The sequence below is a fragment of the Cupriavidus necator genome, from assembly GCF_013141915.1.
Lineage (GTDB): Bacteria > Pseudomonadota > Gammaproteobacteria > Burkholderiales > Burkholderiaceae > Cupriavidus > Cupriavidus necator_B.
Genome location: NZ_SROX01000030.1, coordinates 1 through 25,353, shown reverse-complemented (window position 1 = coordinate 25,353; position 25,353 = coordinate 1). Strand labels below are relative to the sequence as shown.

The following is a 25,353-nucleotide window of genomic DNA, read 5'->3' as shown; positions in this document are numbered from 1 at the left end:
AGTGCTCGTCCGATACGATGAATTGGGATTCTGGCGTCGGAATATCCTTCTGTAAATTCAAAAAACCGGATTTGACTTTGGAAAAGGCGAAGGGCAACATCCGGGTTTTGAGACGCGTGTATCAAAAAACTACAGATTCAGGTCCGCAGATGACTAATGCTCCACATGCCTCAGTGGCCCCGCCATCCGCCGCTGCCGACGGCGAGGCGCGCCTTGTCAGCGCGCTGGCGCGGGGCGTTTCGATCCTCAACTGCTTCTCGCCGACGGTGCAGGAACTCAGCAGCCGGGAACTGATGGAGCGCACCGGCCTGGCCAAGCCCACCCTGTTCCGGCTGCTCGATACGCTGTGCGGGCTGGGCTTGCTGCATTACTCGGAGCGGCTGTCGCGCTATGTGCCAGGCGTGGGGCTGATCAACCTGGCCGCGCCGGCGCTGGCCCGCATGACGATCCGCCAGCTGGCGCGGCCCGCCATGCAGGAACTGGCCGACCATATCGCCGGGCAGGTCGAGCTGATCGTCGGCAGCGGCCATGCGCTGACTTATGTCGAGATCGCGCAGGGCGTGGGCAGCCCTGTGTTCCGGCCGGAGGTCGGCACGCGCGTGTCGGCCACGCGCACCGGCTCGGGCCGCGCGTATCTGCTGCGGCTGGACGAGGCCGAGCGTGAGCCGTATCTCGCCCAGCTGCGCGCCACCGATCCGCAGCGCGCCGACTGGCTGCAGGCGCGCCTGGCCGATGCCGCTCGCGACCTGCAGGAGCACGGCTTCTGCCGCGGCCATCGCGACCTGCACCGTGAGGTGGAATCGGTGGCCGTGCCGATGCGCGCGCGCCGCGACGGCGAGGCCTGGATCTTCGCCGCGTCGGTGCCGGTGTTCAGCCAGCAGAGCAAGCAGCTGGAGCAGGATATCGGCCCGCGCCTGGTCAGCCTGGTGCGCAATGTCGAAGGCGCGCTGGGCGTGGCAGGCTAGGGCGCTTGCGAGGTTTCAGCTGCCGCTTCAGTTTCCGGTAAACACCGGCGTGCGCTTGTCCAGGAAGGCCTGCACCGCTTCGCGGTGGTCGGCGGTCTGGTGCGACAGCGCCTGGAAGCCGGCCGACAGTTCCAGCAGCGTATCGAGCCGGGTATGCATCGCCTCGCGCATCAGGCGCTTGGCCAGCCGCACCGCGTGCGGCGGGTTGGCGGCAATGCGGCCAGCCAGTTCATAAGCGGTGGGCAGCAGCGCGTCCGGTGCGACCACGCGCGACACCAGGTTCCATTCCAGCGCCAGCTTCGCGTCGATCGGCTGGCCGGTGAAAGTCATTTCGGCCGCCCGCGACAGGCCGATCACGCGCGGCAGCAGCCACGCGCCGCCGTCGCCCGGAATGATGCCCAGCTTGACGAAGGACTCGGCGAACTGCGCGCGTTCCGAGGCAATGCGGATGTCGCACATGCAGGCCAGGTCCAGTCCCGCGCCCATGGCCGCGCCGTTGACCGCGGCGATCACCGGCACTTCCAGGTTGAACAGGGCCAGCGGCAGCCGCTGGATGCCGCAGCGGTAGTCCTGGCGGATCTCCATGCCCGGCACCGTGCCCGAAGCCTGCCGCTCCATGTCCTTGATATTGCCGCCCGACGAGAACGCCGTGCCGGCGCCGGTAATGACCACCGCGCGCACGCTGCGGTCGCCATGGATGCGCTCGATCGCGGCCAGGAATTCCGCCACCGCGGTGTTGCCGGTCAGCGGATTGCGCCGCTCGGGCTCGTTCATCGTCAGCGTGACGATGTGGTCCTGCTGTTGGTAGAGAAGGAACTGGGTCATGGTGAGGGCTCCGGATGCGGGGTGGGATAGCCTGTCTTGGGGCCAAGGCTAAGCCAGGGACGCCCCGGCGTCTAATATTCATTTATTCGCCAGCGATATTTACCGGATATCGCTGGCGCGGCTCGGTCCCCGCTCTGCGGGTCGTTGCCACTGCCCCCCGGCACGGCCGACGATGCGCCTTTCAGTTTCTTGCGCGAGTCGATGATATTTTTGCAAATTGCGGCGATTGGCTGGCACGGCTTGCGCAATGACGGCAGAATCCGGACAGTAGCGGCCGGGATCGCCTGCCGAGAGAATCCAGACCATGACCACCGCCCCGACTATCCGATGCCAGTCCATTGCCCGACCTGCCGCCCGGCACGTCACCGGCGCGCGCACGCCGGCCGCGACCCCGGGCAATGGCTGAGGCCGCGCGCATGGCGCTGCCGCTGCTGATTGCGCTGCCCCTGCTGGCCGCGGCGCTGACGTGGTTGATCGGCGTGCGTGCCCCGCGGCTGGTGGCACCGGTCATCATGGGCCTGCCGCTGGCCGCGCTGATGCTGCTGCTGAGCCTGCGCGGCGAGGTCTTCGCGCAGCCGGGGCACGCGCAGGGCTGGCGCGTGGCGTGGCTGCCCGCGCTCGGGCTGGACCTGTCGCTGCGCCTTGACGGCCTGGCCTTCCTGTTCGCGCTGCTGGTGCTGGGCGTGGGGCTGCTGGTGATCCTGTATGCGCGCTATTACCTGGCGCGCAATGAATCGGCGGTGCGCTTCTTCTGCCTGCTGCTGCTGTTCATGGCAGCCATGCTCGGCGTGGTGCTCGCCGGCAACCTGCTGTTGCTGGTGGTGTTCTGGGAGCTGACCAGTATCCTGTCGTTCCTGCTGATCGGCTTCTGGTCCTGGCGCACCGATGCGCGCCAGGGCGCGCGCATGGCCTTGGCGGTGACCGGCGGCGGCGGGCTGGCACTGCTGGCGGGGGTGCTGCTGCTGGGCCATATCTGCGGCAGCTTCGAGCTGTCCGTGGTGCTGGCGCAGGCCGGCAAGGTCCAGCACCATCCGCTGTACCTGCCGATGCTGGTGCTGGTGCTGCTGGCGGTGTTCACCAAGTCGGCGCAGTTCCCGTTCAGCTTCTGGCTGCCGCACGCCATGGCCGCGCCCACGCCGGTCTCGGCCTACCTGCACTCGGCCACCATGGTCAAGGCCGGCGTGTTCCTGCTGGCGCGGCTCTACCCGGTGCTGGATGGCACCAACAGCTGGTTCTACCTGGTCAGCATGACGGGGCTTGCCACGCTGATCGTCGGCGCCGGCCTGGCGCTGCTGCAGCGCGACCTGAAAGGCCTGCTGGCCTATTCCACCATCAGCCACCTGGGCCTGATCACGCTGCTGTTCGGGCTCGACACCCAGCTCAGCACGGTGGCCGCGATCTTCCACATCATCAACCACGCGGTGTTCAAGGCGTCGCTGTTCATGGCCGCCGGCATCATCGACCACGAAACCGGCACGCGCGACCTTTACCGCCTGCGCGGGCTCGCCCGCTATATGCCGCACACCGCGGTGCTGGCCATCGTGGCATCGCTGTCGATGGCGGGCGTGCCGCTGTTCAACGGCTTCCTCAGCAAGGAAATGTTTTTCGGCGAGACCCTCGCGCAAGGTCTGCTGGGCGAGTTTAACTGGGTCATCCCCGCCGCGGCCACCATGGCCGGCGCGCTGACCATGGCCTATTCGCTGCGCTTCATCTACGGCGTGTTCTTCGGCACGGGCCAGCCCGACTTGCCCAACTACCCGCCGCACGAGCCACCGCGCTTCATGAAAGTGCCGGTGGAGTTCCTGGTGGTGATCTGCCTGGTGGTCGGGCTGGTGCCGGCCTACACCGTTGGAGACCTGCTCGCGGCCGCGTCGCTGGCGACGCTGCGCGCGCCGCTGCCGGAATACAGCCTGCACCTGTGGCACGGGGTCAACCTGCCGCTGGTGATGAGCCTGGTTTCGATGGCGGGCGGCGCGGCCCTGTTCTTCCTGCGCCGCGATGCGCTGCGGCGCTGGCAGCAGGCGATCGAGCACCTGAGCGCGCGGCGCTCGTTCGAGCATGGCATGCGCGCGCTGGAACGCTTTGCCGGCGCGGTCACGCGCTGGCTCGAAGACGGTTCGCTGCCGACCTATATCGCCTGGATGCTGCTGGCGATGCTGGCCGTGCCGGGCTGGTTCCTGGCCGACCTGGGCACGCTGGCGGGCAGCGTGCCCGCCGGCGCCATCGATCCGGTCGCTGCCGCCACGCTGGCACTGCTGGCGCTGTGCGCCATCGCCGTGGTGGCGGCGCACCGGCAGCGGCTGCTGGCGCTGGTGCTGCTGAGCGGCTGCGGGCTGATGGTGTCGCTGGCGTTCCTGCGCTTTTCGGCGCCTGACCTGGCGCTGACCCAGATTTCGGTCGAGGTGGTGACCATCCTGCTGCTGGTGCTGGCGCTGTTCTACCTGCCGCGCGCAGCGCATGACCGCCCCGGCGCCGGCCGGCGCATGCGCGATGCCGTGCTGGCGCTGGGCGGCGGCACGCTGCTGGCGGTGGCGGCCTACGCGGTGATGACGCGGCCATACGACCCGGTGTCCGCGTTCTACGTCGAACAATCGGTGCCGGGCGGCGGCGGGCACAACGTGGTCAATGTCCTGCTGGTGGACTTCCGCGGCTTCGATACGCTGGGCGAGATCTGCGTGCTGCTGGTTGCCGGCCTGGCGGTGCAGGCACTGCTCAAGGGCATGCGCCTGCCGACCCCGTCGGCGGCGCCGGACGGCCTGCCGTGGACCAGCCAGGCGCACCCGCTGCTGCTCGCCATGCTGGCGCGGCTGATGCTGCCGCTGACGCTGCTGGTGGCGGCCTTCATCCTGCTGCGCGGGCACAACCAGCCCGGCGGGGGCTTTATCGCGGCGCTGATTACCTCGGTGGCGCTGCTGCTGCAGTACGTTGCCAATGGCGTGCGCTGGACCGAGGCGCGCATCGCCCCGGATTACCGCGCCATCGCCGGCGCCGGCATCCTGGTCGCGGGGCTGACCGGACTGGGCAGCCTGGCCTTCGGCTATCCGTTCCTGACCACCGCCTTCGGGCACTTCCACCTGCCTGGCATCGGCGAGGTGGAACTGGCCACGGCCATGATCTTTGACCTGGGAGTGTTCTGCACCGTGACCGGAACCACGCTGGTGATCGTGTCTCACCTCGGCGTGCGCAACCTGCCGCCGGCGCAGGCCGCCGAGGAGGACTGATGGCCGCGCTCTACGCCATCACCATCGGCATCCTGACCGCCGCCGGCATCTACCTGCTGCTGCGCGAGCGCGTGTTCACGGTGGTGCTGGGGCTGACCCTGCTGTCGTATGCGGTCAGCCTGTTCCTGCTGGGCATGGGGCGCTTGTCGATCGGCCGCCCGCCGGTGATCGCGCCGGGGGCCAGCTATGCCGATCCGCTGCCGCAGGCGCTGGTGCTGACCGCCATCGTCATCGCCTTCGGCATGACCGCGTTCGCGGTGGTGCTGGCGCTGCGCTCGCTGGGCCTCACCGGCAGCGACCATGTCGACGCCGCCGGCCAGCCGCAGGCGCGCGAGGACCACGCTGCCGACGGCAGCGGCACGGAGCCGCGGCCATGAACCATGCCATGCTGCTGCCCATTCTGGTTCCCATGTTTGCCGGTGCGCTGCTGACCGCGATGCCGGCGCAGCGGCTGCACGCGCAGCGCCTGGCCAGCGCGGTGGCGACGCTGCTGCTGGTGCCGGTGGCCGTGCTGCTGCTGCGCCATGCGGCCGGCGGCGACATCGCGGTCTACGCCATGGGCAACTGGAGCGCGCCGTTCGGCATCGTGCTGCAGCTGGACCGCACCGGCGCGATGATGCTGGCGCTGACCGCGGTCCTTGCGGTCGCCGCGCTGGCCGCGGCGGGCGACGGCACGGCCCGGCAGGGGCGGCACTTCCACGCGCTGTTCCAGTTCCAGCTGATGGGCCTGAACGGCGCGTTCCTGGCGGGCGACCTGTTCAACCTCTTCGTCTTTTTCGAGATCCTGCTGATCGCTTCGTACGCGCTGCTGGTCCATGGGGCGGGCCGCGCGCGCATCGGCGCCGGGCTGCACTACGTGATCCTGAACCTGGTGGCGTCGTCGTTCTTCCTGGTGGCGATCGGCGTGCTGTACGGCCTGTCGGGCACGCTCAACATGGCGCACCTGGGCCTGCGGCTGGCCGGGTTGCCGGCCCAGGACCTGCCGCTGGCGGTGGCCGCCGGCGCGATGCTGATGCTGGTGTTCGCGCTCAAGGCGGCGCTGTTCCCGCTGTACTTCTGGCTGCCGCGGGCCTATGGCAGCGCGGCCGGGCCGGTGGCCGCGCTGTTCGCCATCATGACCAAGGTCGGCATCTACGCGATGCTGCGTTGCGATGCGCTGATCTTCGGGGGCGCGCAAGGGCTGCTGGCGCCGTTCCTGCATGACTGGGTGTTCGTGCTGGCGCTGGCCACGCTGGCGGTCGGCGCGCTGGGCGCGCTGGCCGCCACGGCGCTGCGCACCATGACCAGCTACCTGGTGGTGGCGTCGGTTGGCCTGCTGGCGGCGTGCGTGTCGATGCAAACCCAGGCCGGCTGGGCCGCGGCGCTGTACTACCTGCTCAGCACCACGCTGTGCACGGCGGCGCTGTTCCTGCTGGCCGATGCGCTCGAGCCGGAAGCCGCGCGCACCGACGGTGCCCCGGTCAGCGCCTCGCGGCTGGCGGGGCTGCTGTACCTGGTGGGCGTGGTCGCGGCGGTGGGCTTGCCGCCGCTGTCGGGCTTCCTGGGCAAGCTCATGATCCTGCGTGCCACGCCGGCGCCATGGATGCCGGTGCTGTGGCCCGCGGTCCTAGGGTCCAGTCTGCTGCTGCTGATCGCCGTCTCCCGCACCGGTACGCGGCTGCTGTGGCGCCTGCCGCATGAAGCGCAGCGCGTGGCCGAAGGCGCGGAATATCTGGATGAAGACCATCCCGGCGCGGCGCGCCTGCGGGTGCGGCCCGACGCGCGCAAGCTGGCCTGCTGCATGCTGCTGCTGGCGGGCAACCTGGCGCTGACCGTGGGCGCGCGCCCGGTCAGCGACTACGTGGCGGATGCCGCCGCGCAACTACTGGACCGCGCCGCCTACCTGCGGGCGGTGCTGCCCGGCGAGCGGGGGTAGAGCATGTGGCGTCGCCTGCTGCCCCATCCCTGGCTCAGCCTGATCCTGATGCTGATGTGGCTGATGCTGGTCCAGAGCGTCGCGCCGGGCCACTGGCTGCTGGGCGCGGTGCTGGGCTGGGCCATCGGCCGGCTGGCCGACCGCTGGCTGGTGCTGGGTGCCTTCCGCCTGTCGCGCCCGGACCTGATCCTGCGCCTGAGCTGCCATGTGCTGATCGATATCGTCAAGGCCAACCTGGAAGTGGCCGTGATGGTGCTGGGACGCACCGCGCGGCTGCGCCCGGGGTTTATCGTGGTCCCGCTCGACGTCGAGCATGAACTCGCCACCACCGCGCTGATCAGCATCGTCTCGCTCAGCCCGGGCACGCTCTGCGCCGAACTGAGCGACGACCGCCGCGCCTTGCTGGTCCATGTGCTGGACCTGGAAGAAGAGGCCGCGCTGGTCGCGCTGATCAAGTCGCGCTATGAAACCCCGCTCAAGGAGATCTTCCAATGCTTGCCATCGTGATTCCGGTCTGCCTGGCGATCCTGGGCCTGGCCTTTGTGCTGACGCTCGCGCGGCTGCTGCGCGGGCCCAGCCTGCCCGATCGCATCGTTGCGCTCGATACGCTCAACATCAACGCCATCGCGCTGATCGTGGTGCTGGGCATCAGCCTGGATTCGGCGCTGTTCTTCGAGGCCGCGCTGCTGCTCGCGGTGATGGGCTTCGTTGCCACCGTGGCGCTGTCGAAGTACCTGCAGCGCGGCGATATCATCGAATACTAGGAGGCCCGGGCCATGCTGCATCCTGTTGCCGAATTCATCGTCTGCGCGCTGCTGCTGGTGGGCAGCGTGTTCATGCTGGTCGGGGCCATCGGGCTGTTCCGGTTGCCGGATTTCTTCATGCGCCTGCATGGGCCGACCAAGTCGACCACGCTCGGCGTGGGCGGCGTGGTGCTGGCTTCGGTGGCGTATTTCAGCTTCCGCGGGGAAGCCAGCCTGCATGAGCTGCTGGTGACCGCGTTCCTGTTCCTGACCGCACCGATCAGCGCCCACATGCTGGCCAAGGCCGCGCTGCAGCGGCAGCTGCCGGTAGACCCGCGCACGCGCGGCAGCGGCTGGATGCCGCGCATCCGCGATTGAGCACAGCCCCCGCGGCATCGCCACCGCTCGTCTATTTTTCCTCGATCCGGGCGCGCAGCCGCTGCGCATCGAACGGCGCCTTGACCTTCTTGTCGTTGTCGAAATAGCAGTAGACGTCCCGATGCGCGGCCGCCCTCGGCCGTTTCGGCGAGATCCGCTGCGCATCGGCCGGCTCCTGGCCGTTGGCCCACTTGACCAGCCGCGCGGCCCAGCGGTCCAGCGCCGCATCGGAATAGGCGCCGCCATACAGGGTCTCGGTGCCATGCAGGCGCAGGTACAGGAAATTGCTGGTCACGTCCTCGGCATAGGGCCAGTCGGCGACGGCGTCGGAGATCACCAGCGCCACCCGGTGGCGGCGCAGCAAGGCCGGAAATTCCGGCGTGCAGAAGCTGGCGTGGCGGATTTCCACCGCATGTCGGATCGGGCGCCGGCGACTCGTCTCGTACCACGGGTCACTGACGTTCCGATTGTGGTGCCGCGCCAGTTCGCGGGCACTGTGCGTGTCGTGCGGAATCAGCGACAGGAAGCGGTCCATGCGCTCGGGATCGAAGCCAAAGTTGGGCGGAAACTGCCACAGCACAGGCCCCAGCTTTTCTTCCAGTGCCAGCACGCCGGAAGCAAAGAAGTTGGCCATCGCCGGCCGTGCCGAGTCGTCGCGAAAACGCAGCATGTGGGTCAGGTAGCGTGGGCCCTTGACGCTGAACACAAAGCCCGGCGGCGTGGCCTGATGCCAGGCGCGATAGCTTTTCGGCGTCTGCAGCGCGTAGTGCGAGCCATTGATCTCGATGGTCTCAACCGCGCGCGACGCGAATTCCAGCTCGCGCCGCTGCGCCAGCCCGTCGGGATAGAACACGCCGCGCCAGCCGGCATAGCGCCAGCCTGAAATGCCGATCCGGATCATCGCCATGCCCTGGTCTGTACTTTTTGCAATCGACGGCGCCATACTTGCCCGCGCGACATCCCTGGCGCCCCTCATGGGAGAGCCATCCAGGCCAGCCCCGCAAGATCCGCGCCTTGGCGCAGCGCCACTGCAGCAGGCGGCTGCGCCGGCATAAGGCGTTTACCGCATTTCAATACGGTCACGGCGTCTCTTGACGCCGTTTTTATGTCGAAGTCCCTATCGTGGCGGGGCGTCCTGATGCGGACGCGCCTTCAATCCGCCACCTTCGACCATGACCTTGCTTCGCAACTCCACCGGCCACCACGCCGCACCAGCCGCGCTGGCCGCTGCCCTGTGGCTGGCCAATGCCACGCCCGTCCTGGCGCAAGCCTCCGATACGGCGGACGCCGCCGCTGCCCACACGCTCAGCGCCAACCTTGCGCTGGCCAGCGACTACCGCTACCGAGGCCTGACGCAAAGCAGCGGGCGCCCCGCGATCCAGGGCGGCTTCGACTACAGCCATGCCAGCGGCTTTTACCTCGGCAACTGGAACGCCAGCATCAGCTGGCTGGGCGACAGCCACCCGGACGTTTCGGCGCCCATCGAGATGGATTTCTACGGCGGCTACCGCCATGCATTTGGCGACAGCGGCTGGAGCACCGACGTGGGCGTGCTGCAGTACTACTATCCGGGCAGCTATCCGGACCGCTACACCAGCCCCGACACCACCGAGCTCTACGTCGGCGTCGGCTACGGCCCGGTGACGCTAAAGTATTCCTATGCGCCGACCAACCTGTTCGGGTTGGCCGAGAGCCGCCACAGCTGGTATGCGGATCTGTCGGCCAACGTGCCGCTCGGGTTCTGGGGCCTGACACTCAACGCCCACGCGGGCTACCAGAAAGTGCAGGCGGCCGATGCCTCCTACGCCGATTGGAAGCTTGGGCTGACCAAGGACCTCGGCAACGGCTTCACGCTGGCGCTGGCGTATATCGATACCAATGCCGACCGGGCCGTGTACACCAGCGCCCAAGGGCGCTACCTTGGCCGCGCCACGGTCTGGGGATCGCTGAGCAAGACGTTCTAGCGGGCGCGGTTTACATTGCCTGCGATGTGTCCTACACCCAGTCAGGCAACCCCGGCGACTTTACCGCCGGGCCGCACAGGGGAGGACCGGGCCATGGGCATGCAACACCAGGACAAAGTCTTTGCGGGGGCGATTCCCGAGGTTTATGAGACCCTGATGGTGCCGATGATCTTTGCGCCCTATGCCGCCGACCTGGGGCGGCGCATCGCCGCGCTGCGGCCGCGGCGGGTGCTGGAGCTGGCCGCCGGCACCGGCGTGCTGACCCGGGAACTCGCGCTCCGCCTGGCGGCGGACACCCTGGTCGTCGCCACCGACCTCAATGCACCGATGCTGGCGCGCGCGCAAGCCGCGGGCACCACGCGCCCGGTGCAATGGCGCGAGGCCGACGCCATGCAGCTGCCGTTCGGCGACGCCAGCTTCGACCTGGTGGCATGCCAGTTCGGCGCGATGTTCTTCCCCGACAAGGGCAGGGCGTTCGCCGAGGCCCGCCGCGTGCTGGTGCCAGGCGGCACGCTGGTGTTCAACGTGTGGGACCGGATCGCGTTCAACGCATTTGCGCGCGACATCACCGCGGCGCTCGCTGCGCTGTTTCCCGACGCGCCGCCCGATTTCATGGTCCGCATCCCGCACGGCTACCACAGCCAGGCCGCCATCGAGCAAGACCTGCGCGCGGGCGGATTCACCGCGGGCGCGGTGTTCGAGACCGTCACCGAAACCAGCCACGCAGCCGCCGCGCGTATCCCCGCCGTGGCATTCTGCCAGGGCACGCCGCTGCGCACCGACCTGGAGGCGCGCGGGCCCGACGCCCTGGCGCGCGCGACCGACCACTGCGAGCAGGCGCTGGTACAGGCCTATGGCGCCGGCCCGCTGGCCGGCCCCATGCAGGCGCATGTGGTCATGGTAGTCGCGCCCGCGGGCTGAAGCATCGCGCACCGGTCCACAAGGCTCGCTCAAGGGGTGCGCAAATCGTCGCCTGCACCGATACTGTCGTCACAGGCATCCGCCAGGCTTCACGACGACTGCAACCTCGGGCATATGGCATGGACCCCTTGATCATTTCCGCATCGGTGGCGTTGGGCATCGGACTCGCGATCGGGCTGGAGCGCGAGCGCAGCCAGGCGGCCGACGGCAGCAGCGAAGCCCCGGCCGGGCTGCGCACCTTCGCGCTGGCCAGCCTGGCGGGCGTGGCCAGCGCGATACTGCCGTCGGCGCTGGTGCTGCCGGTCATGCTGCTGGGCGCGGCCATGCTGACGGCGGTGAGCTACCACCGCTCGGCCGGCCACGACAGCGGCCTGACCACGGAATTCGCGCTGCTGCTGACGCTGCTGCTGGGCGCGCTGGCGGCGAGCCATCCGGCGCTGGCGGCAGCGCTGGCCACGGTGGTGGTGCTGTTGCTGCATGGCAAGTCCTTCCTGCACCATCTGGCCCGCCGCGTGGTCACGCGCGAGGAAATGAGCGAGGCGCTGATCCTTGCCACTGCGGCGCTGATCGTCTGGCCGCTGCTGCCGGACCGCTACATGGGCCCGCTGCAGGCCTGGAACCCGCATGCGATCTGGCTGGTGGTGCTGCTGGTGCTGCTGGCCGGCGCGGTCGGGCACGTCTGCGCGCGCCTGTTCGGCGACCGCCTGGGTCTGCCGATCTCGGGCCTGTTCGGCGGCTTCGTCTCCAGCACCGCCACCATTGCCGCGATGGCGGTGCTGTCGCGCCGGAGCGAGGCGCGCATCCACGGCCCGGTGGCGGCGGCCTTGCTGTCGAGTGTCGCCACCTACGTGCAGATGCTGCTGTTGCTGGGCGCCACCAGCCTGTCCGCGCTGGCGGCGCTGGCGCTGCCGCTGGCGGCGGGGCTGGCAGTGATCGCGGCCTTTGGCAGCATCTGGCTCTGGCGCTCCTGGCACGAGGCCCGCGGCGGCACCGAGGGCGTGCCCGGCGGCGGGATCTTCGACTGGCGCGGCGCGGCGGTGTTTGCGCTGCTGTTTGCCGTGCTGCAACTGGTGGGCGCGGCCACGCAGGCATGGGCCGGCAACGAGGGGCTGCTGGCGCTGTCGGTGGGCGCCGGCTTTGCCGACGCGCATGCCGCGGCCACTTCGATCGGCGCCATGGTCGGCGCCGGCAAGGTCGAGCCGCCGGCCGCGGTATGGCCGGTGCTGGGGGCGTTGACCGCCAATACCGTCAGCAAGATCGTCGCCTCGACGGCGGGCGGCGCGTACTTTGCGGTGCCGGTGGCGCTTGGGCTGGTGCTGTCGACCGGCACGGCCTGGGCGGTCGCGTGGCTGCTGCAGCTGGCCTGAGGGAAGGGGAGGCCGGCAAATTCTGCAATGCTGCTGCCAGCGATACCGCAGGCGCCCCTCTGCGACGGCCGCCACGGTTGACCGCGCGCCGCGATCGATCGTGGAATAAAAGTTGCGTGGTTTTCGCTTCCGGGCGCCAGCGCGGACTCCTGAAAGGCGGAGTCAGCCGGCCCGGGGGCAGGTCCTCAGACCGACACTGTGTCACGACAAGGAGTTGGAAATGAAACCAGGTTCAAGTGGAAAGACAGCAGGCAAGACCGGCAAGACCGGCGCGGACAAAAAGAACCCGGGCGCGCGGATGGACCGGGATGCCAGCCAGATCAAGAGCCGCAGCGCCGATCCCGGGCAGAGCAGCTATGGCGGCTTCAAGAACGAAGATCCGCAGAGACAGCATCAGGGTGAAACCCGCAAGCCGAACAAGCCCGCGCGCTAGACGCGGTTGACCGCGGTCTTGACAGGCTTGGGCGCGTGAGGACCGGCGCGCAGCAGCGCGCCGGCCAGCCGCCGCCTCAGCGCTTGCGGCGTAGCTGCATGAAGCCCGCGATCGCTTCGGCGTACCGGCGCGCAACGGTCTTGCGCTGGTGGTCGGCCAGGAACAGCCGCAGGCCGGGTTCGCTGCGACGGGTTGCGCCGGCCTGCACCGCCAGCATGGTTTCGCACAACGGGTCGACCGCGGGATCCACCACCCAGCCGAACCCGCCGACCGCCTCGGGAAGGCCGCCGCGGCGCGTGACGATGACTTCGCAGCCTGCCGCGAGGCCTTCCAGCGCGACGATGCCGAAGGGCTCGTAACCGATCGACGGCACCACCAGGCAGGCATGCTGCGCCAGCATCGTCGCCACGGCCGCGGCCGGCTGCGCACCAGCAAACGTCACCGCCTCGGCGCACTCCAGGGTGGCGGCCAGCGCGACCAGCATCGCGTACTGCGGCCCGTCGCCGATCACCGTCAGTCGGGCGTCAGCGTGCAGCGCGCGCAGCCTGGCGAAGCTGCGCAGCAGCAGGTCAGCGCCTTTCTCGGTCACCAGCCGCCCGACAAAAGCGAAGCTGCCCGGCGGGCGCGCCCCGGATGACGGCGCGAACAGGTCGTCGCGATAGCCGTTATGAATCACCAGGGGCTGTCCCGGCAGCCATCCGGCCAGGTACCGGCTGACGCAGATGTTGTGGTAGAAGCGCGACATCCAGCGCTTGACGTTGCCTGGGGTGAAACGGCGCTTCTCGCCATAGTTGTCGTACGGACCATGATGCGTCAGCACGATGCGGCGCCGCAGCGCGGTGGCCAGCAACACGTCGTAGAACGTCAGGCCGACGAACACGATCAGCGGATGCCGCAGCATGACGCGCGCCAGCTCGACCAGGCTCGACACGCGCGTCACCGGATAGGGGTACGTCGGCGCGTCCCCGGCGGCGGCCGGCGTGCGCGTTGCCAACTCTACCTGATAGCCGAGCTCGGTCAGTCCCCCCGCCAGGTCCTCGGCAAAGCGCTCCATGCCGCCAACGGAGGGGTGGAACGGGGCGCTGAAGATCAAGAGGTCCGGCAGCGGCGGCGGGGCGACCTCCGGTGGCTCAGGCTGGCTCATCCTCTTTGCGCTCCATGGCATGCACAGCACAGGGCCTTCCGCTAACGGGAAAGTGACGTCCCAGCATGCCGTCAGCCGGCGCACCCATCTGTGCGCCGGCGCACGGATGCTTTGGTCAGGGGCGGCAGGCCGGACGCAACTGCCGTCCTGGCGCCGAGCGTGGCCCGCTAGTTGGCACCCTTGCCGATTTCCCCGGTGGCCAGCGCCAGCATTGCCGCCGCGGTCAAGGCCGCGCTGTAGGCATCGGCCGATGCGTTGCGCGCCAGCAGCAACTGGTTTTGCGCAAGGTTGGCCTCGGTGACCGTGCCCACGCCCCGGCGATAGGCGTTGTACGCCGCGTCATAGGTGATCTGCGCAGCGTCGGCCAGCGCCCTGGCGGCGTCATAGGCTGCCAGGCTCGATTCCAGCGCGCTCTGGCTGACCACCACCTGGCGCACCGAGTCTTCTTTGGCGCGCGTCAGCTTCGCCGATGCGCTGTCCGCATCGTTGCGCGCCTGCGCCAGCACGGCCGAGCGCATGCCGCCGTCATAGAGCGGCAGCGTCACGCCCAGGAATACGCTGCTGCCGTAGCGATAACCGTTGAGATTGACCGTCGGCGGCTGCTGCCCCACGGGAGGAATCGCCGTGATGGCGGATCCGCCCGACGCATACGAGGCCACCGCCGACATGAACACCTTCGGCAGGAACGCCGCTTCGGCCGCCTTCACGCGGGCCTGGCTGGCGCGCTCCACGGCGTAGGCCCCCAGCACATCGGGTCGTTGCGCGATGGCCCGCGCCACGATCTGCTCGATCGAACTGCGCAGCGCCGGCGACAGCGGCCGCACCGGCATCCCGGCGATGCGCGGCTTCGACAGCGGGGAAATGCCGATGGCGTTGATCAGCCCCAGGTAGGCATCGGTTTCCGCGCCTTGCGCCTGCACCTTCGCCAGCCTGGTCTGGGCCTGGTTCTGGGTGGCCTGCGCCACTTCCACCACCGTGCCGATGCCGCGTTGGTAGCGTGACCGGGCGGCCGTCAGCACCGCATCGGCATTGGCCGTGGCCTGGTCGACCGTGGCCATCCGCGCGCGCGCTGCCTGGTAGCGGTAGAACGCGACGCTGACCTCGTGGATGATGCGCTGGTGCAGGGCAGTGAAGGCGATGTTCGCCGCCACCGTGGCCTGCTCGGCGGCTTCGACCACGCCCGCGCGCTCGCCGAAATCGAACAGCAGCCACTGCAGCGATACCGCGGAGATCGCACCGTGGCGCGATGTGTCGGTGCCTGCCTGGCCGAGCACGGTGGAACCGGACAGGCGGCCGTTCTGCCAGCCGCCCATGGCCGCCACCGAAAGCTGCGGCAGATAACTGCTGCGCGCGATGCCGGTGGCCAGTGCGGCATTGCGGGCGTCGTTCCAGGCCACCCGGGTCAGCGGGTTGTGCGATTGCGCCAGGTCGATCAGCTCGGGCAGCGTATAGGCGTGCGCGGCATCGAGCGGCACGGGCGGGGCGATGGTCGCCAGCGTCGTGTTCGCAGGCAGCACGTAGTCCGATGGCGAGTCCGTCGGGGCGGATCCGGCCGGCGCACCGGCGACGATTTCGCCCGTCGCGCCGGTGGGCGCCTGCCATGGCCGGTCGGGCCGCGGTGGCGCAAGGTCGAGCGACGCGGTGGCACAGCCGGCCACGGCCAGCACCGCCACCAGCGGCAGCAGCGCGAGCGGATCAGGTTTGCGCATGGGAAGAGGGTGCGTGCGCCGCGGCCGGGCGCGTTTCAGACAAGTATTGATCGACCAGCGCCAGCAGGGTGGCGCGTGTGGCGTCGTCCGGGCCGGCCGCTGCATCGCGCTGCGCGCCGGCAGGCGGTGCCTCGCCGGTTCGCACTGCGCGAAGCCGCGCGGCGATCGCAGGATCGCCCGGGAACCGTTCCGCCAGCAGGAACAGGGGGCCCGCCACCGCGTCGAGCAGTCTCAGGCGCTGCCATTGCTGCGCCAGCCACGCCGGCGCAGGGCCGACCGACGCCGGCTCGTAACGTGCCAGCGACAAGTCCTGCGCAATATCTCGCTGCAGTGCCATGGCGCTGGCGGCATGCTGGCGGCGCGCGGCGGGCTGGTGCGCATCAATCAGCTGCTGCCACTGGCTTGCCAATGCCGCCAGCGCCGCGTCGATGCGGCCGGCGATGCTGACGGGCCAGATCCTGGTGAACACCAGGTACACCACCAGGTTGCCGATGATGATGCCGATCACCCGGTCCCGGGCGATGGTCAGGTCGAATCCCGGGCCCGGGCCCTGGATCACGCAGAGATAGAACGCAAACGCGACCTGGAAGCCCGCGTACGCGATGCGCGGCGAGCCCGACGCCACCCACGCCGACAGCCACGTACCGACCAACACCAGCGCCAGCAAACCGGTCACGGAATCCAGTGCCGGCACGACATAGACGATGGCCGCGGTCCCCGCCGCCGCGCCGGCCAGGCATCCCGCCAGCCGCAGCGCGAGTTTTTCCACGGATTCCGCCACCGTACCGAGCGCAACCAGGTAGCAGGTAATAAAGCAGGTATGGATGCCGGGCCAGTTCAACTGCTGGTAGAGCAGGTAGCAGAACATGGCAGCGCCGGTGGTCTTCAGGGCGTAGTGAACATGGGAACGGTTAGTGAAGGCGTCGCGGTCCATGAACCCCGGCTTGCTGGCCGGAGTACTGTGCGCCGCTTCCGGTGCCGCCGATGCGGCGGGTTCGGCGTAGTGTTCGATGGCCTCGCGCAGCGCCTTTGCCACCGCTTGCTGCAGCGGCGGCAGGGCCGCGGCCTCGGGCAGCGCCAGGGTGATGTCGACCGGATAGCCGCCGGCGGCGAGCATGCGTGCCATGGCATCGAGCGTATCGGCGATGATCGCCGCGCAGGTGGCGGGCAAGCGCGCGTCAGGCTGCCGCCAGGCGACATCGACGGCCATCAGGATGGCCATGGTCGACGTCATCGCTTGCCGTAGCGCGAGCACGTCAGCCGCAGTCGCGCTGCCTTCGAGCCTGGCCAGCCTGAGCCAGCCGGGCAGGGGCTGGACCCCATCGCGTAACGCCGTCGCCAGCGCGGTGCCTTGCGCTGCCGGATCGCGCAGGCTGCGCGCCGCCACGCGCAGGCAATGCGCCAGACGCTCGCCTGCCAGCCGGCGTGGCGATGGCCCCAGCAGCAGGTTGACCACCACGTTGGCGCCAATCGGGATGGCCACCATCAGCCAGGCATACAGCAGGCCGCGCGTGGCCAGCTCGCCGGCTGGCACCAGTCCCAGTTCATCCAGTCCGAAGCCGACGATCATCGCCACGATCGCGCCCACCGGCCGCAACTTGCTGGCGGAGGTCAGGAACAGCAGCCCCGCCGACAACACCGCCATGCATGCCACGCGCAGCACGGGGTTGTCGAGCGTGAAATCAGCCAGCACGATCACCAGCCCGACGATCAGGCTCACCAGGACCAGCATGGCGAGGCTGAGCACGATGCTGCTGGTGCGGTCTGCGCGGTTGATGAAAAAGATGACGTACGCGGAGATCGCGGTCTCCGGCGTGCCATATATCGCGGCGATCAGTACGGTCAGCGTGCTGGCCACCGCAATGCGGGTGGTGAGCGCCGCGCGACCGGGAAACGGCGCCAGCAGGGCGCCGAACTCGGCAACGGCACGGCGCTGGTCAGCGGCAGGCTGCGCCATGCCGCACCTCGACGATGGCGCTCGCACCGACCCGAGCCAGGGCTTCCGGCGGCTCGGCCAGCTTGATGCGCACCGGAAACCGGCGGGCCACGCGCACCCAGTTCACCGACGGCTGCACATAGGGCAGGGAGCGCGGAAGATTCACGCGATCGGTGTCGCCGATGCCGACGCCGATGCCCTCCACGGTGCCACGCAGGGCAGTGCGCCGGTCGATCATTGAGTAGACGGTGGCGCAGTCGCCGATATGGATATCCGCCAGCTGGGTCTCGCGGAAATTGGCCATGGCAAACCACTCGCCGGTATGCACGAGCAGGAACAGCGACTGGTTGGGCAGCACGACTTCGCCGGCCAGCACCCGCAGGCCGCTGACACGGCCATCGAACGCGGCGCGCACCACGGTATCGTCCAGCGCACGCTGGGCGAGGGCCAGGGCCGCCTCGCGTGCGCGCACCGTGGCCATGGCATCGTCCGCATTGCCCACTGCCTGTGCCGTGGTGGCTTGCTGCAACTGCGCCTGCTTCAGCGTCACTGCCGCGTCGCGCCTGGCAACTTCGGCCTGGTCCAACTGCTGCTTCGGCACATAGCCATCGGCAGCCAGTGGCCGCAAGCGCTCTACGGTACGTTGCGTCAGCGCATAGTTCTGCTCGGCACGGGCAATCTGCTCGGCAGCGACGGAGGCCGTGCCGCGCTCGGTGCCGATGCTGCGGCGCCGCGTGCCGAGCATTGCCTTGGCCAGTTCCAGATCGGCCTGTGCCTGGGCCAGGGTCAGCCCGTACGGCACCGGGTCGATTTCGAACAGGACATCGCCCCTGGCAACGCGCTGGTTTTCCGTCACCCGTATGCGGGCAATGCGGCCGCCTACCGGCGACGCGACGTGGATCAGGTCCGCGTCCAGCGCGGCATCGTCGGTCGAGGGAAACCGCACGGTCCGCTCGTAGGCATAGAGAGAAAGCGCCACGGCCAGCGCCACGATCCCCAGCGCAATCACTTTCCCGCGCCACGGGCCGCGGCGCATGCCAGCCATTTTCATAGATGCCCCGTACCGATCAGCCAGACGATTTCGGCAACGATGAGGCCGATCGCCGTATTGACGAGCAGCTGGAAGCGGACCGTCTCCGCCCAGCCGGTTGCAATGAAGACACGCCAGGCGAGCACGGCGCCCAGGATGCCGATCAGCGCGCTCAACAGCCAGAGCGGAAAATAGGCGCCGAACAAGGCAAAGGAAGGTGCACCGGCACAGCCATGCAGGAGAACAGCCAATGCTGCGAGCGGAAGCCAGCGAGCCATGGGTGGGGGTGGTCAGTGAGGCACACTTGAAGTATCCGGGAATATAGCAGCGCGGAAACCGGGTTGTCCAAGGGACGCAGTTCGAGTCGTCGCTTCTGCCGAGGGTGTCGGTGGCACGGAAGCTTCTTGGCGGGGGGGGGCGCACAGGTTGTCCGGGCCAGCTCGGACATTTCAACTGAGCCAGAACAGTCCTCTAACGTAAAGTGGTCGGTCTGGATTTGGCCGGCCGCTGCAGTAGCGGCCTGGCCTTCGAATACGTGGCAACCCGGTCCTGCGATCCGGTCGCAGGTGCGGTGACAGTTCAGGCCTGCCCGGCACGGCGTGCGGACGTGCGCGACAGCGCTGCCCAATCCAGGTGGCCTTCGCCATGCGCAAGGCTTTCGATATGCGTATCGCTCAGAGTACTCGCTAGAGGAAGGGGAACGTTAACCTGTTCCGCAGCTTCCAGCGCCAGGCGCACGTCTTTGAAGCCCAGCGCCAGCTTGAAACCGGCTGGCTCGAAGCGCTCTTCGGCGATGGCCTGACCATAGCCCTTGTAGACTGGAGCCGCGAAGGCCGTAGACGTGACCATTTCCAGAAAGCGGACCTTGTCCACCCCGTGGCCGTGCGCCAGTGCCACGGCTTCGCCCATCGTACCGATGGCGCTGGCAATCATGAAGTTCACGGCAAGCTTGGCAGCATTGGCCTGTTCTGGCCGTTCGCCCAGATGCCAGGTCTTTTGCCCGAGTACATCCAGCAGCGGCTGCACGGTTGCAATGGCCTCGGAATTGCCGGCAGCCAGGATGTTGAGCCGCCCCGCTTCTGCCACGTTTACCCGTCCGAGCACCGGGGCGGCAACGTAGCCCACGCCTTGCGCGTGGTGTAACGCAGCCAGTTCGGCTGCCAGGGCCACCGATATCGTGGCCATGTTGACATGGATCGCTCCCCGCTTTAGCGCGGGCAGTGTCTGTGCATCCAGTATCGTGGCACGGGTGGCTTCGTCGTCGGCCAGCATCGAGACCAACACGTCCGCATCGGCCACTGCCTCGACCGGTGTGGCCGCGCTTTGCGCGCCGAGCGCTCTGAATTTCGCCACCGGCATGGGCGAGCGATTCCAGCCACGCATCGCGTGGCCGGCCTTGAGCAAATTGGTGGCCATTGGCAGACCCATCGTGCCGAGGCCCAAAAAAGCGATCTTCATGGAGAGGTCTCCTTGGTCAAAAGGGAATCGATTGCTTCCTAAATAGACAAAAAATTTTCAGGCTAATGCCTTGAGTGCAACGGCCGCCACGGCTTGCATCTGTTCGCGGCTGCGCCCGGTCTTGCCGACGACGCGCATGCCTTGCGTCAGGCACAGCAGCATCTGCGCAGTCGCTTCGACATTCACATGGGCCGCGATCGAGCCGTCTTCCTGGCCTTGGCGGATCAGTTCAGCCAGTAACGCCTCGTTGCGCGACAGCGCGGCAGCGATGTGGTCGGCCACTGGTTTGTCAAATGCACACAGTTCCACGGTGCTGCCGACAACCAGACACCCTTGCCGACCGGCCGCGCCCTGGGCGGAGTCGGCATAGAAGTCCAGCGTGGCGCGAAGGCGATCCAGGCCGGTGCCGGCGTTATCGCTGATCCGGTGCAGCTTCTCCGCCCGCTGGGCCCGGTAGCGATCGAACGCCGCCAGGAACAGCGATTGTTTATCCTTGAATGCCTTGTAGAGACTGCCTTGCGCGAGGCCCATGGCGTCGGTGAGATCGGTGATCGAAGTGCCGTGGTAACCGCGTTCGCTGAACACGCGCACTGCCCGGTCGAGCGCCTGCTCGACGTTGAACTCGCGCGGGCGGCCCCGGCCGCGTGCGCGTGTGGATACTTCGGGATGGGTTGCGGTCATGCCGGTGGACCGGTTAATTAGGAAATGATTGTTCCCAATATAGCGGCGCATCGCCTCTTTGTCATGGCGGCATCGGAAATTTCTTATTTCGGCTTCGAAAAGATTTCATAGGTGTCAGCGAAGCATACGGCTAGAGTTGGCATGAGGACGATAGAGAACACCTGTTGTCCGGCTTCCCTCCCGGGATGGCGCAACATCCGTAGCGCAGGAACCGATGCGCTTCCGTCCACGGGACTGGCCCAAGTGATCTTTCCCGCCGGGCGCGGCAAGGCATCTGACCAGAACTGGGCGGCCAGGGCCTTTGTCGGCCCGTCCTTCCTGGCCTGCGCGGCCCCCGGGCATGAAGAAGCCCGATGTGGTGAACGGCAAATGGTGGAGGCCTGGGGATGAACCGTTGGCTGATGCGTTTGTTTCTTTACGTCCGACCCTGGCTTTTCGCCAGCCTGACGCTGGTCTCGTTCGGTGCAAGCGCGCAAGCTGGGTCGGAGCAAGCGCCCCCCTTCAAGCCCGAGGAACTCGAGGCGCTGGTCGCGCCAATTGCGCTCTACCCCGATTCCGTGTTGTCCCAGGTCCTGATGGCTTCCACCTATCCGCTGGAAATCGTGCAGGCTGCGCGCTGGGTCAAGGCTAACCCGAAGGTGAAAGGCGATGCCGCCGTCAAGGCGGTCGAGAGCCAGCCATGGGATGTCAGCGTAAAGTCGCTGGTTGCCTTTCCACAGGCGCTCGAGCCAATGAGCGACAAGCTCGACTGGACGCAGAAGCTTGGCGACGCCTTCCTGGGCCAGGAGAAGGACGTGCTGGCAGCGGTGCAGCGGCTGCGGGCGCGCGCCCAGCAATCGGGCAACCTCCAGTCGAACCAACAGCAGAAGGTGATTGTGGAATCTGCGCCGCCTCCCGCCCCGGCTCAGGGCCAGGTGACGACGGCGGGGCCGCCCCCTCAGAGCATCGTACGGATCGAGCCGGCGAACCCGGAGGTCATTTACGTGCCTGCCTACAATCCGAGCGTGGTTTACGGCGCCTGGAGCTATCCCGCTTATCCGCCTTATTACTGGCCGCCATATCCGGCCTACTATCCCGGCGCAGCCCTTGCCACCGGGTTGGCATGGGGCGTTGGCCTGGCAGCGGCCGGAGCCATCTTCGGCAACTGCAACTGGGGCGGCGGCGACGTGAACGTCAACGTTAACAGAGCTACCAACATCGATCGCAACTTCGACCGCACCAAGGTGCAGGCCGGTGGAAAATGGCAGCACGACGCCGCACATCGAAAAGGCGTGTCGTACCGCGATAATGCCTCGCGTGAGAAGTTCGGCGGCAGGAGTGGGGCCGGTGCCGACAGGCGCAACGAGTTCCGTGGTCGCGATGGGGGCGGTGTGGGCGATCGCGGCGGTGTGGGCGATCGTGGCGGTGTGGGCGATCGCGGCGGTGTGGGCGATCGTGGCGGTGTGGGCGATCGTGGCGGTGTGGGCGATCGCGGCGGTGCCGGCGATCGCGGAGGCGTGTCGGATCGTGCCGGAGCTGCAGGCGGACGCGAAGGCGGTGCAGGCGGTGGACGCGATAACGCGTTCCAGGGCGTAGGCGCAGGCGGCGCGGCGGCGCAGCGGGATCTTGACCGAGGCAGGTCCAGCGCGCAGTCGATTGCGCAACGCCAAAGCGGCGCGGGCAGAAGCAGCAGTGGATTCAGTGGTGCCGGTGGCCACGGCGGTGGATTCAGCGGTGGCGGCGGTCGTGGCGGCCGTGGTGGCGGTGGCGGCGGTCGTGGCGGCAGGCGCTAATCCGGGGAAACACGATCATGCCTTTGATACCACGATCTTCTGCGTGCCGGCCTTGTGCCTGGGGCAGTGCCATCGCCCAGGTGCTTGCGTTGCTCATTCTGGGCATGGCGCCGGCCGCTGCGCAGAAGAGTTTCAGCTCACCCGAAGCGGCGATGAACGCCTTTGGCGAAGCGGTGGCCACCAGTGATGATGAGGCGGTGAAATCGCTGCTTGGCTCCAGCTATCACAACCTGATCCCACCGGTGGGCGCGGAGATTCGCTACCGGTTCCTTGAGTCATGGAGCCAGGCACACGCCATTCGGCGTGAAGGGGACAACCGCGCTCGCATTGTGACCGGAAAAGACGACTGGACGTTGCCGATTCCCCTGGTAAAGACTGCCAAAGGTTGGCATTTCGATACGCGCGCGGGGGTTGAGGAAATGCGTGTGCGCCGCATCGGCCGCAACGAACTGGCGGTGATGCAGACCTTGCTGGCGCTTTGCGATGCGCAGAACGACTATGCGCAGATGAGCCGGCAGACCAGCGGTGTGTCGCTGTACGCAGCCAGGCTCACCAGTTCGCCTGGCAAGCGCGACGGCCTGTACTGGCCGACAAAGCTCGGCGAACCGCAAAGCCCGCTCGGGCCCGCCTTTCTTGAGGCAACCATGCGCAACGCGGGGCAGGGCGGTTATTACGGTTATCACTTCAAGCTACTGACTTCGCAGGGAAGCCACGCACCGGGTGGCCAGTACGACTATCTCGTGAATGGCAAGCTATTCGGTGGCTTTGCCGTGATTGCGTGGCCGGTTCGCTATGGCGATACCGGGATCAAGAGCTTCATGGTCAGTCATGACGGACGCGTCTTCGAGCGCGACCTTGGCCCGGACAGCCGGGGCCGGGCGCTGTCGATCCGGGCCTTTGACCCGGGCCCGGGCTGGACCGAGGTGACGCCATGACGCGCACGGTCATGCAGTCCTGATGCGCGCCGCAGCAGCCGGTTGCGGCAGGTGCCAGGTCCGCGGAAGATTGACAATGGAAGACGAAAGGGAGAGCGGCATGAAAAGTAAGACACTGCTGGCCGTGGCCGTGATGATGGCGGCTACGGCGTCGGCTTGGGCGCAGCCTGAAACGAAGATGGACGTCTCGCAGGCCCCCGGCCAGATGAAGGCGACGGGCACATCCAAGGTGACCGCCAAGATCGCCAGGATCGATGCGTCGACACGAACGGTTTCACTGAAGAGGAAAGACGGCAAGGTGGTGGACCTGGTGGTCGGCGACGAAGCCCGGAACTTTGACCAGTTAAAGGTCGGCGATACCGTGACTGTCGAGTACCGGGAAGCCCTGAGCCTGAGCTTGCAAAAGGGCAGCGGGCCGCTTGCCATGCAAGAGCGCGAAATGTCGGACCGCTCGGCACCCGGCGCCAAGCCTGGTGGCACCGTGGGTCGGGAAGTAACGGCCACAGCTGACGTTGTCGCGGTGAACGCCACTGCCAGGACCGTTACCCTGAAGGGTCCAAAAGGACGTACGGTCGACCTGGTGGTTGACGATCCGGAGCGACTCAAGCACATCAAGAAGGGCGATCGGGTCCAGGCGGTTTATACGGAAGCCCTGGCGGTGTCGGTGCAGCCGGCCGCCGGCAAATAGCAGGACAGAAGACGCATCTGCGGTCAGTGACGGCCAGGCAATTTTGGCGGGAAGGCAAGGTAGAACCACAAATACTCGAGGAGATAAAACATGATCGTTCGTAAAATGTCGGCGGCGGGCTTCGTTGCCATGGTGCTCGTTTTTGGCGCAGCGAGCGCGCAGCAGCCGCAACCCGCCAAGGGCGCGGATGCGGCCCAGGTGCCGGCTGCGCCGCCGACCACCGCCCAGGCCAAGGCCCTGATCGACGAAAAGTTCAAGGCGGCCGACGCCAACCATGACGGGAAACTCAGCCGCGAGGAAGCCGAGGCAGGCATGCCGGAGGTCTACAAGCGCTTTGACAAGATCGACGCCAGGAAGCGGGGCTACGTAACACAACGTCAGATCGGCGCGTACTGGCAGTCGAAGACCAAGGCACAGATGCAGAATGAAAATCCTGTCTGGAACTGAGTGAGCGCCGCGCCCGCGGCATGCCCGGACACAGAATCGCTTTAGCATCTCCGACGCACCGGTCTCCGCATGGAGACCGGTCGGCTCCGTTACCAACCGCTTGGCCGAGATGAGCCTGCCGTTGGAACGCCATAGTCAGTCCGAGCGCGAAGCGCGCTTCGGCTTAGAGCGAATCGTTAGCTTCCCGCCCGCTGACGCTTGGCTTGATAAGCCTTGATCTTTGGGAGTATCGCCAGGCGCCGCTCCAGACTCTCCGCTGTCCAGTACTGCTCGCGATCGTAGTACTCCATAACGGATGGCACGGTCTCCGGGATAATGACCCAGGGTTGCTTCGATGATGTGTAGATGTGAATATCCGGGGGGAGCAAGTCTGGATTGTCCAGTGTGCCAACACGCACAAAGCGTAGTATCGGCCCGGACCCCGCATAGCTGCTCCACACAGCGACACGGCACTTCGGGCATCTAGCAATCATTTGCCCCCGGCCACTTGCCGACGGCGTGTCGACAATCTCCGGCTCTCCAGACAAGAGCGAGACCCGGTCTGCTTCAATCATTGCATTGAGGGCAAATGAAGCTCCCGTCTCTCTCTGGCACCAGCGGCAGTGGCAGCAGTGTACAAACAGAGGTGGTGTTTCAATGCGATATCGAACGGACTGGCAGGCACAACCACCGTCTGCTGGAAAAAGCTTGCTCGATTTCACTTTGCTTATTCCTCCGTCTGAAATTTATACGGATCGCGATCCGGGGCCTGTCAGCGTTTTTGTGTTCAGGGCAGATAAAGGCTCACCGTGGATTTGACCGGTGAGCCAGCATTATCTCAA

General features: G+C 67.4%; 25 protein-coding genes. 15 read left to right on the top strand and 10 right to left on the bottom strand.

What is annotated here, in order from left to right; all coding sequences use genetic code 11:
• Positions 1-149: 149 nt before the first annotated feature.
• Positions 150-965: an IclR family transcriptional regulator gene (locus tag E5S69_RS31190; protein WP_171518174.1), complete on the top strand. Its 816-nt coding sequence runs from the start codon at positions 150-152 to the stop codon at positions 963-965.
• Positions 966-992: 27 nt separating this feature from the next.
• On the opposite strand, the gene E5S69_RS31185 is transcribed toward E5S69_RS31190, so the two are convergent.
• Positions 993-1,790: a crotonase/enoyl-CoA hydratase family protein gene (locus E5S69_RS31185; RefSeq protein WP_171518173.1), complete on the bottom strand. Its 798-nt coding sequence runs from the start codon at positions 1,788-1,790 to the stop codon at positions 993-995.
• Between the two features lie 416 nt (positions 1,791-2,206).
• On the opposite strand from E5S69_RS31185, the gene E5S69_RS31180 reads away from it, so the two are divergent.
• Genes E5S69_RS31180 through E5S69_RS31155 form a run of 6 tightly spaced genes read left to right on the top strand, consistent with a single transcriptional unit; the run spans position 2,207 to position 8,047 of the window.
• Positions 2,207-5,011 (top strand): monovalent cation/H+ antiporter subunit A, encoded by a 2,805-nt coding sequence (locus tag E5S69_RS31180; RefSeq protein ID WP_171518191.1) that lies wholly within the window; start codon positions 2,207-2,209, stop codon positions 5,009-5,011.
• Complete coding sequence (locus tag E5S69_RS31175; protein WP_171518172.1) at positions 5,011-5,388, top strand: Na+/H+ antiporter subunit C; 378 nt, start codon at positions 5,011-5,013, stop codon at positions 5,386-5,388. The genes E5S69_RS31180 and E5S69_RS31175 overlap by 1 nt, the downstream gene beginning before the upstream one ends.
• Positions 5,385-6,926: a monovalent cation/H+ antiporter subunit D gene (locus E5S69_RS31170; protein WP_171518171.1), complete on the top strand. Its 1,542-nt coding sequence runs from the start codon at positions 5,385-5,387 to the stop codon at positions 6,924-6,926. Before E5S69_RS31175 ends, E5S69_RS31170 begins: the two co-directional genes overlap by 4 nt.
• 3 nt (positions 6,927-6,929) lie before the next feature.
• On the top strand, positions 6,930-7,433 hold the full coding sequence (locus tag E5S69_RS31165) for a Na+/H+ antiporter subunit E (RefSeq protein ID WP_171518170.1): 504 nt from the start codon (positions 6,930-6,932) through the stop codon (positions 7,431-7,433).
• Complete coding sequence (locus E5S69_RS31160) at positions 7,418-7,690, top strand: K+/H+ antiporter subunit F (RefSeq protein ID WP_171518169.1); 273 nt, start codon at positions 7,418-7,420, stop codon at positions 7,688-7,690. Before E5S69_RS31165 ends, E5S69_RS31160 begins: the two co-directional genes overlap by 16 nt.
• Before the next feature lie 12 nt (positions 7,691-7,702).
• Positions 7,703-8,047 (top strand): Na+/H+ antiporter subunit G, encoded by a 345-nt coding sequence (locus tag E5S69_RS31155; protein WP_171518168.1) that lies wholly within the window; start codon positions 7,703-7,705, stop codon positions 8,045-8,047.
• Positions 8,048-8,078: 31 nt separating this feature from the next.
• Here the strand turns inward: E5S69_RS31155 and E5S69_RS31150 are convergent, their stop codons facing one another.
• On the bottom strand, positions 8,079-8,948 hold the full coding sequence (locus E5S69_RS31150) for a DUF72 domain-containing protein (RefSeq protein ID WP_171518190.1): 870 nt from the start codon (positions 8,946-8,948) through the stop codon (positions 8,079-8,081).
• Positions 8,949-9,219: 271 nt separating this feature from the next.
• On the opposite strand from E5S69_RS31150, the gene E5S69_RS31145 reads away from it, so the two are divergent.
• The 4 genes from E5S69_RS31145 (at position 9,220) to E5S69_RS31130 (ending at position 12,732) form a co-directional block, all read left to right on the top strand.
• On the top strand, positions 9,220-10,011 hold the full coding sequence (locus E5S69_RS31145; protein ID WP_171518167.1) for a TorF family putative porin: 792 nt from the start codon (positions 9,220-9,222) through the stop codon (positions 10,009-10,011).
• 93 nt (positions 10,012-10,104) lie between these two features.
• Positions 10,105-10,932 (top strand): class I SAM-dependent methyltransferase, encoded by an 828-nt coding sequence (locus tag E5S69_RS31140; protein ID WP_171518166.1) that lies wholly within the window; start codon positions 10,105-10,107, stop codon positions 10,930-10,932.
• Positions 10,933-11,051: 119 nt separating this feature from the next.
• On the top strand, positions 11,052-12,299 hold the full coding sequence (locus E5S69_RS31135) for an MgtC/SapB family protein (protein WP_171518165.1): 1,248 nt from the start codon (positions 11,052-11,054) through the stop codon (positions 12,297-12,299).
• A 220-nt stretch (positions 12,300-12,519) separates the two neighbouring features.
• Positions 12,520-12,732 carry a hypothetical protein gene (locus E5S69_RS31130; protein WP_171518164.1) on the top strand — a complete coding sequence of 71 codons (213 nt, stop codon included), beginning with the start codon at positions 12,520-12,522 and terminating at the stop codon, positions 12,730-12,732.
• Positions 12,733-12,808: 76 nt separating this feature from the next.
• Here E5S69_RS31130 and E5S69_RS31125 read toward each other — a convergent pair whose 3' ends face one another.
• The 7 genes from E5S69_RS31125 to E5S69_RS31095 all read right to left on the bottom strand — a co-directional run bounded on the left by E5S69_RS31125 (position 12,809) and on the right by E5S69_RS31095 (position 20,600).
• Positions 12,809-13,876: a glycosyltransferase family 4 protein gene (locus E5S69_RS31125; protein ID WP_171518163.1), complete on the bottom strand. Its 1,068-nt coding sequence runs from the start codon at positions 13,874-13,876 to the stop codon at positions 12,809-12,811.
• Between the two features lie 167 nt (positions 13,877-14,043).
• Positions 14,044-15,585: a TolC family protein gene (locus E5S69_RS31120; protein ID WP_171518162.1), complete on the bottom strand. Its 1,542-nt coding sequence runs from the start codon at positions 15,583-15,585 to the stop codon at positions 14,044-14,046.
• Positions 15,572-17,542, bottom strand: coding sequence for an FUSC family protein (locus tag E5S69_RS31115; protein ID WP_171518161.1), 1,971 nt, complete (start codon positions 17,540-17,542; stop codon positions 15,572-15,574). Before E5S69_RS31115 ends, E5S69_RS31120 begins: the two co-directional genes overlap by 14 nt.
• Positions 17,523-18,572 (bottom strand): multidrug transporter subunit MdtN, encoded by a 1,050-nt coding sequence (gene mdtN, locus E5S69_RS31110; protein ID WP_171518160.1) that lies wholly within the window; start codon positions 18,570-18,572, stop codon positions 17,523-17,525. The genes E5S69_RS31115 and mdtN overlap by 20 nt, the downstream gene beginning before the upstream one ends.
• Positions 18,569-18,829: a hypothetical protein gene (locus E5S69_RS31105; RefSeq protein ID WP_171518159.1), complete on the bottom strand. Its 261-nt coding sequence runs from the start codon at positions 18,827-18,829 to the stop codon at positions 18,569-18,571. The genes mdtN and E5S69_RS31105 overlap by 4 nt, the downstream gene beginning before the upstream one ends.
• Before the next feature lie 301 nt (positions 18,830-19,130).
• A complete protein-coding gene (locus E5S69_RS31100) occupies positions 19,131-20,009 on the bottom strand; it encodes an NAD(P)-dependent oxidoreductase (protein WP_171518158.1) in 879 nt (292 codons plus the stop codon).
• 57 nt (positions 20,010-20,066) lie between these two features.
• Positions 20,067-20,600 (bottom strand): TetR/AcrR family transcriptional regulator, encoded by a 534-nt coding sequence (locus tag E5S69_RS31095; RefSeq protein WP_336510626.1) that lies wholly within the window; start codon positions 20,598-20,600, stop codon positions 20,067-20,069.
• A 476-nt stretch (positions 20,601-21,076) separates the two neighbouring features.
• Here E5S69_RS31095 and E5S69_RS31090 point away from each other — a divergent pair, with 476 nt between their 5' ends.
• The 4 genes from E5S69_RS31090 (at position 21,077) to E5S69_RS31075 (ending at position 24,532) form a co-directional block, all read left to right on the top strand.
• Positions 21,077-22,462 carry a DUF3300 domain-containing protein gene (locus E5S69_RS31090; RefSeq protein WP_171518157.1) on the top strand — a complete coding sequence of 462 codons (1,386 nt, stop codon included), beginning with the start codon at positions 21,077-21,079 and terminating at the stop codon, positions 22,460-22,462.
• Positions 22,463-22,479: 17 nt separating this feature from the next.
• On the top strand, positions 22,480-23,397 hold the full coding sequence (locus E5S69_RS31085; protein ID WP_171518156.1) for a DUF2950 domain-containing protein: 918 nt from the start codon (positions 22,480-22,482) through the stop codon (positions 23,395-23,397).
• A gap of 100 nt (positions 23,398-23,497) precedes the next feature.
• Complete coding sequence (locus tag E5S69_RS31080) at positions 23,498-24,085, top strand: hypothetical protein (RefSeq protein WP_171518155.1); 588 nt, start codon at positions 23,498-23,500, stop codon at positions 24,083-24,085.
• A gap of 90 nt (positions 24,086-24,175) precedes the next feature.
• On the top strand, positions 24,176-24,532 hold the full coding sequence (locus tag E5S69_RS31075) for an EF-hand domain-containing protein (protein WP_171518154.1): 357 nt from the start codon (positions 24,176-24,178) through the stop codon (positions 24,530-24,532).
• A gap of 176 nt (positions 24,533-24,708) precedes the next feature.
• On the opposite strand, the gene E5S69_RS31070 is transcribed toward E5S69_RS31075, so the two are convergent.
• Entirely contained in the window at positions 24,709-25,233 is a 525-nt protein-coding gene (locus tag E5S69_RS31070) for a GFA family protein (RefSeq protein ID WP_171518153.1), read from the bottom strand.
• Between the last annotated feature and the right edge of the window lie 120 nt (positions 25,234-25,353).

Coding starts and splice junctions, on each gene's coding strand:
- E5S69_RS31190 (WP_171518174.1), top strand. CDS start 150: ATGACTAATGCTCCACATGCCTCAGTGGCCCCGCCATCCGCCGCTGCC.
- E5S69_RS31185 (WP_171518173.1), bottom strand. CDS start 1,790: ATGACCCAGTTCCTTCTCTACCAACAGCAGGACCACATCGTCACGCTG.
- E5S69_RS31180 (WP_171518191.1), top strand. CDS start 2,207: ATGGCGCTGCCGCTGCTGATTGCGCTGCCCCTGCTGGCCGCGGCGCTG.
- E5S69_RS31175 (WP_171518172.1), top strand. CDS start 5,011: ATGGCCGCGCTCTACGCCATCACCATCGGCATCCTGACCGCCGCCGGC.
- E5S69_RS31170 (WP_171518171.1), top strand. CDS start 5,385: ATGAACCATGCCATGCTGCTGCCCATTCTGGTTCCCATGTTTGCCGGT.
- E5S69_RS31165 (WP_171518170.1), top strand. CDS start 6,930: ATGTGGCGTCGCCTGCTGCCCCATCCCTGGCTCAGCCTGATCCTGATG.
- E5S69_RS31160 (WP_171518169.1), top strand. CDS start 7,418: ATGCTTGCCATCGTGATTCCGGTCTGCCTGGCGATCCTGGGCCTGGCC.
- E5S69_RS31155 (WP_171518168.1), top strand. CDS start 7,703: ATGCTGCATCCTGTTGCCGAATTCATCGTCTGCGCGCTGCTGCTGGTG.
- E5S69_RS31150 (WP_171518190.1), bottom strand. CDS start 8,948: ATGATCCGGATCGGCATTTCAGGCTGGCGCTATGCCGGCTGGCGCGGC.
- E5S69_RS31145 (WP_171518167.1), top strand. CDS start 9,220: ATGACCTTGCTTCGCAACTCCACCGGCCACCACGCCGCACCAGCCGCG.
- E5S69_RS31140 (WP_171518166.1), top strand. CDS start 10,105: ATGGGCATGCAACACCAGGACAAAGTCTTTGCGGGGGCGATTCCCGAG.
- E5S69_RS31135 (WP_171518165.1), top strand. CDS start 11,052: ATGGACCCCTTGATCATTTCCGCATCGGTGGCGTTGGGCATCGGACTC.
- E5S69_RS31130 (WP_171518164.1), top strand. CDS start 12,520: ATGAAACCAGGTTCAAGTGGAAAGACAGCAGGCAAGACCGGCAAGACC.
- E5S69_RS31125 (WP_171518163.1), bottom strand. CDS start 13,876: ATGAGCCAGCCTGAGCCACCGGAGGTCGCCCCGCCGCCGCTGCCGGAC.
- E5S69_RS31120 (WP_171518162.1), bottom strand. CDS start 15,585: ATGCGCAAACCTGATCCGCTCGCGCTGCTGCCGCTGGTGGCGGTGCTG.
- E5S69_RS31115 (WP_171518161.1), bottom strand. CDS start 17,542: ATGGCGCAGCCTGCCGCTGACCAGCGCCGTGCCGTTGCCGAGTTCGGC.
- mdtN (WP_171518160.1), bottom strand. CDS start 18,572: ATGAAAATGGCTGGCATGCGCCGCGGCCCGTGGCGCGGGAAAGTGATT.
- E5S69_RS31105 (WP_171518159.1), bottom strand. CDS start 18,829: ATGGCTCGCTGGCTTCCGCTCGCAGCATTGGCTGTTCTCCTGCATGGC.
- E5S69_RS31100 (WP_171518158.1), bottom strand. CDS start 20,009: ATGAAGATCGCTTTTTTGGGCCTCGGCACGATGGGTCTGCCAATGGCC.
- E5S69_RS31090 (WP_171518157.1), top strand. CDS start 21,077: ATGAACCGTTGGCTGATGCGTTTGTTTCTTTACGTCCGACCCTGGCTT.
- E5S69_RS31085 (WP_171518156.1), top strand. CDS start 22,480: ATGCCTTTGATACCACGATCTTCTGCGTGCCGGCCTTGTGCCTGGGGC.
- E5S69_RS31080 (WP_171518155.1), top strand. CDS start 23,498: ATGAAAAGTAAGACACTGCTGGCCGTGGCCGTGATGATGGCGGCTACG.
- E5S69_RS31075 (WP_171518154.1), top strand. CDS start 24,176: ATGATCGTTCGTAAAATGTCGGCGGCGGGCTTCGTTGCCATGGTGCTC.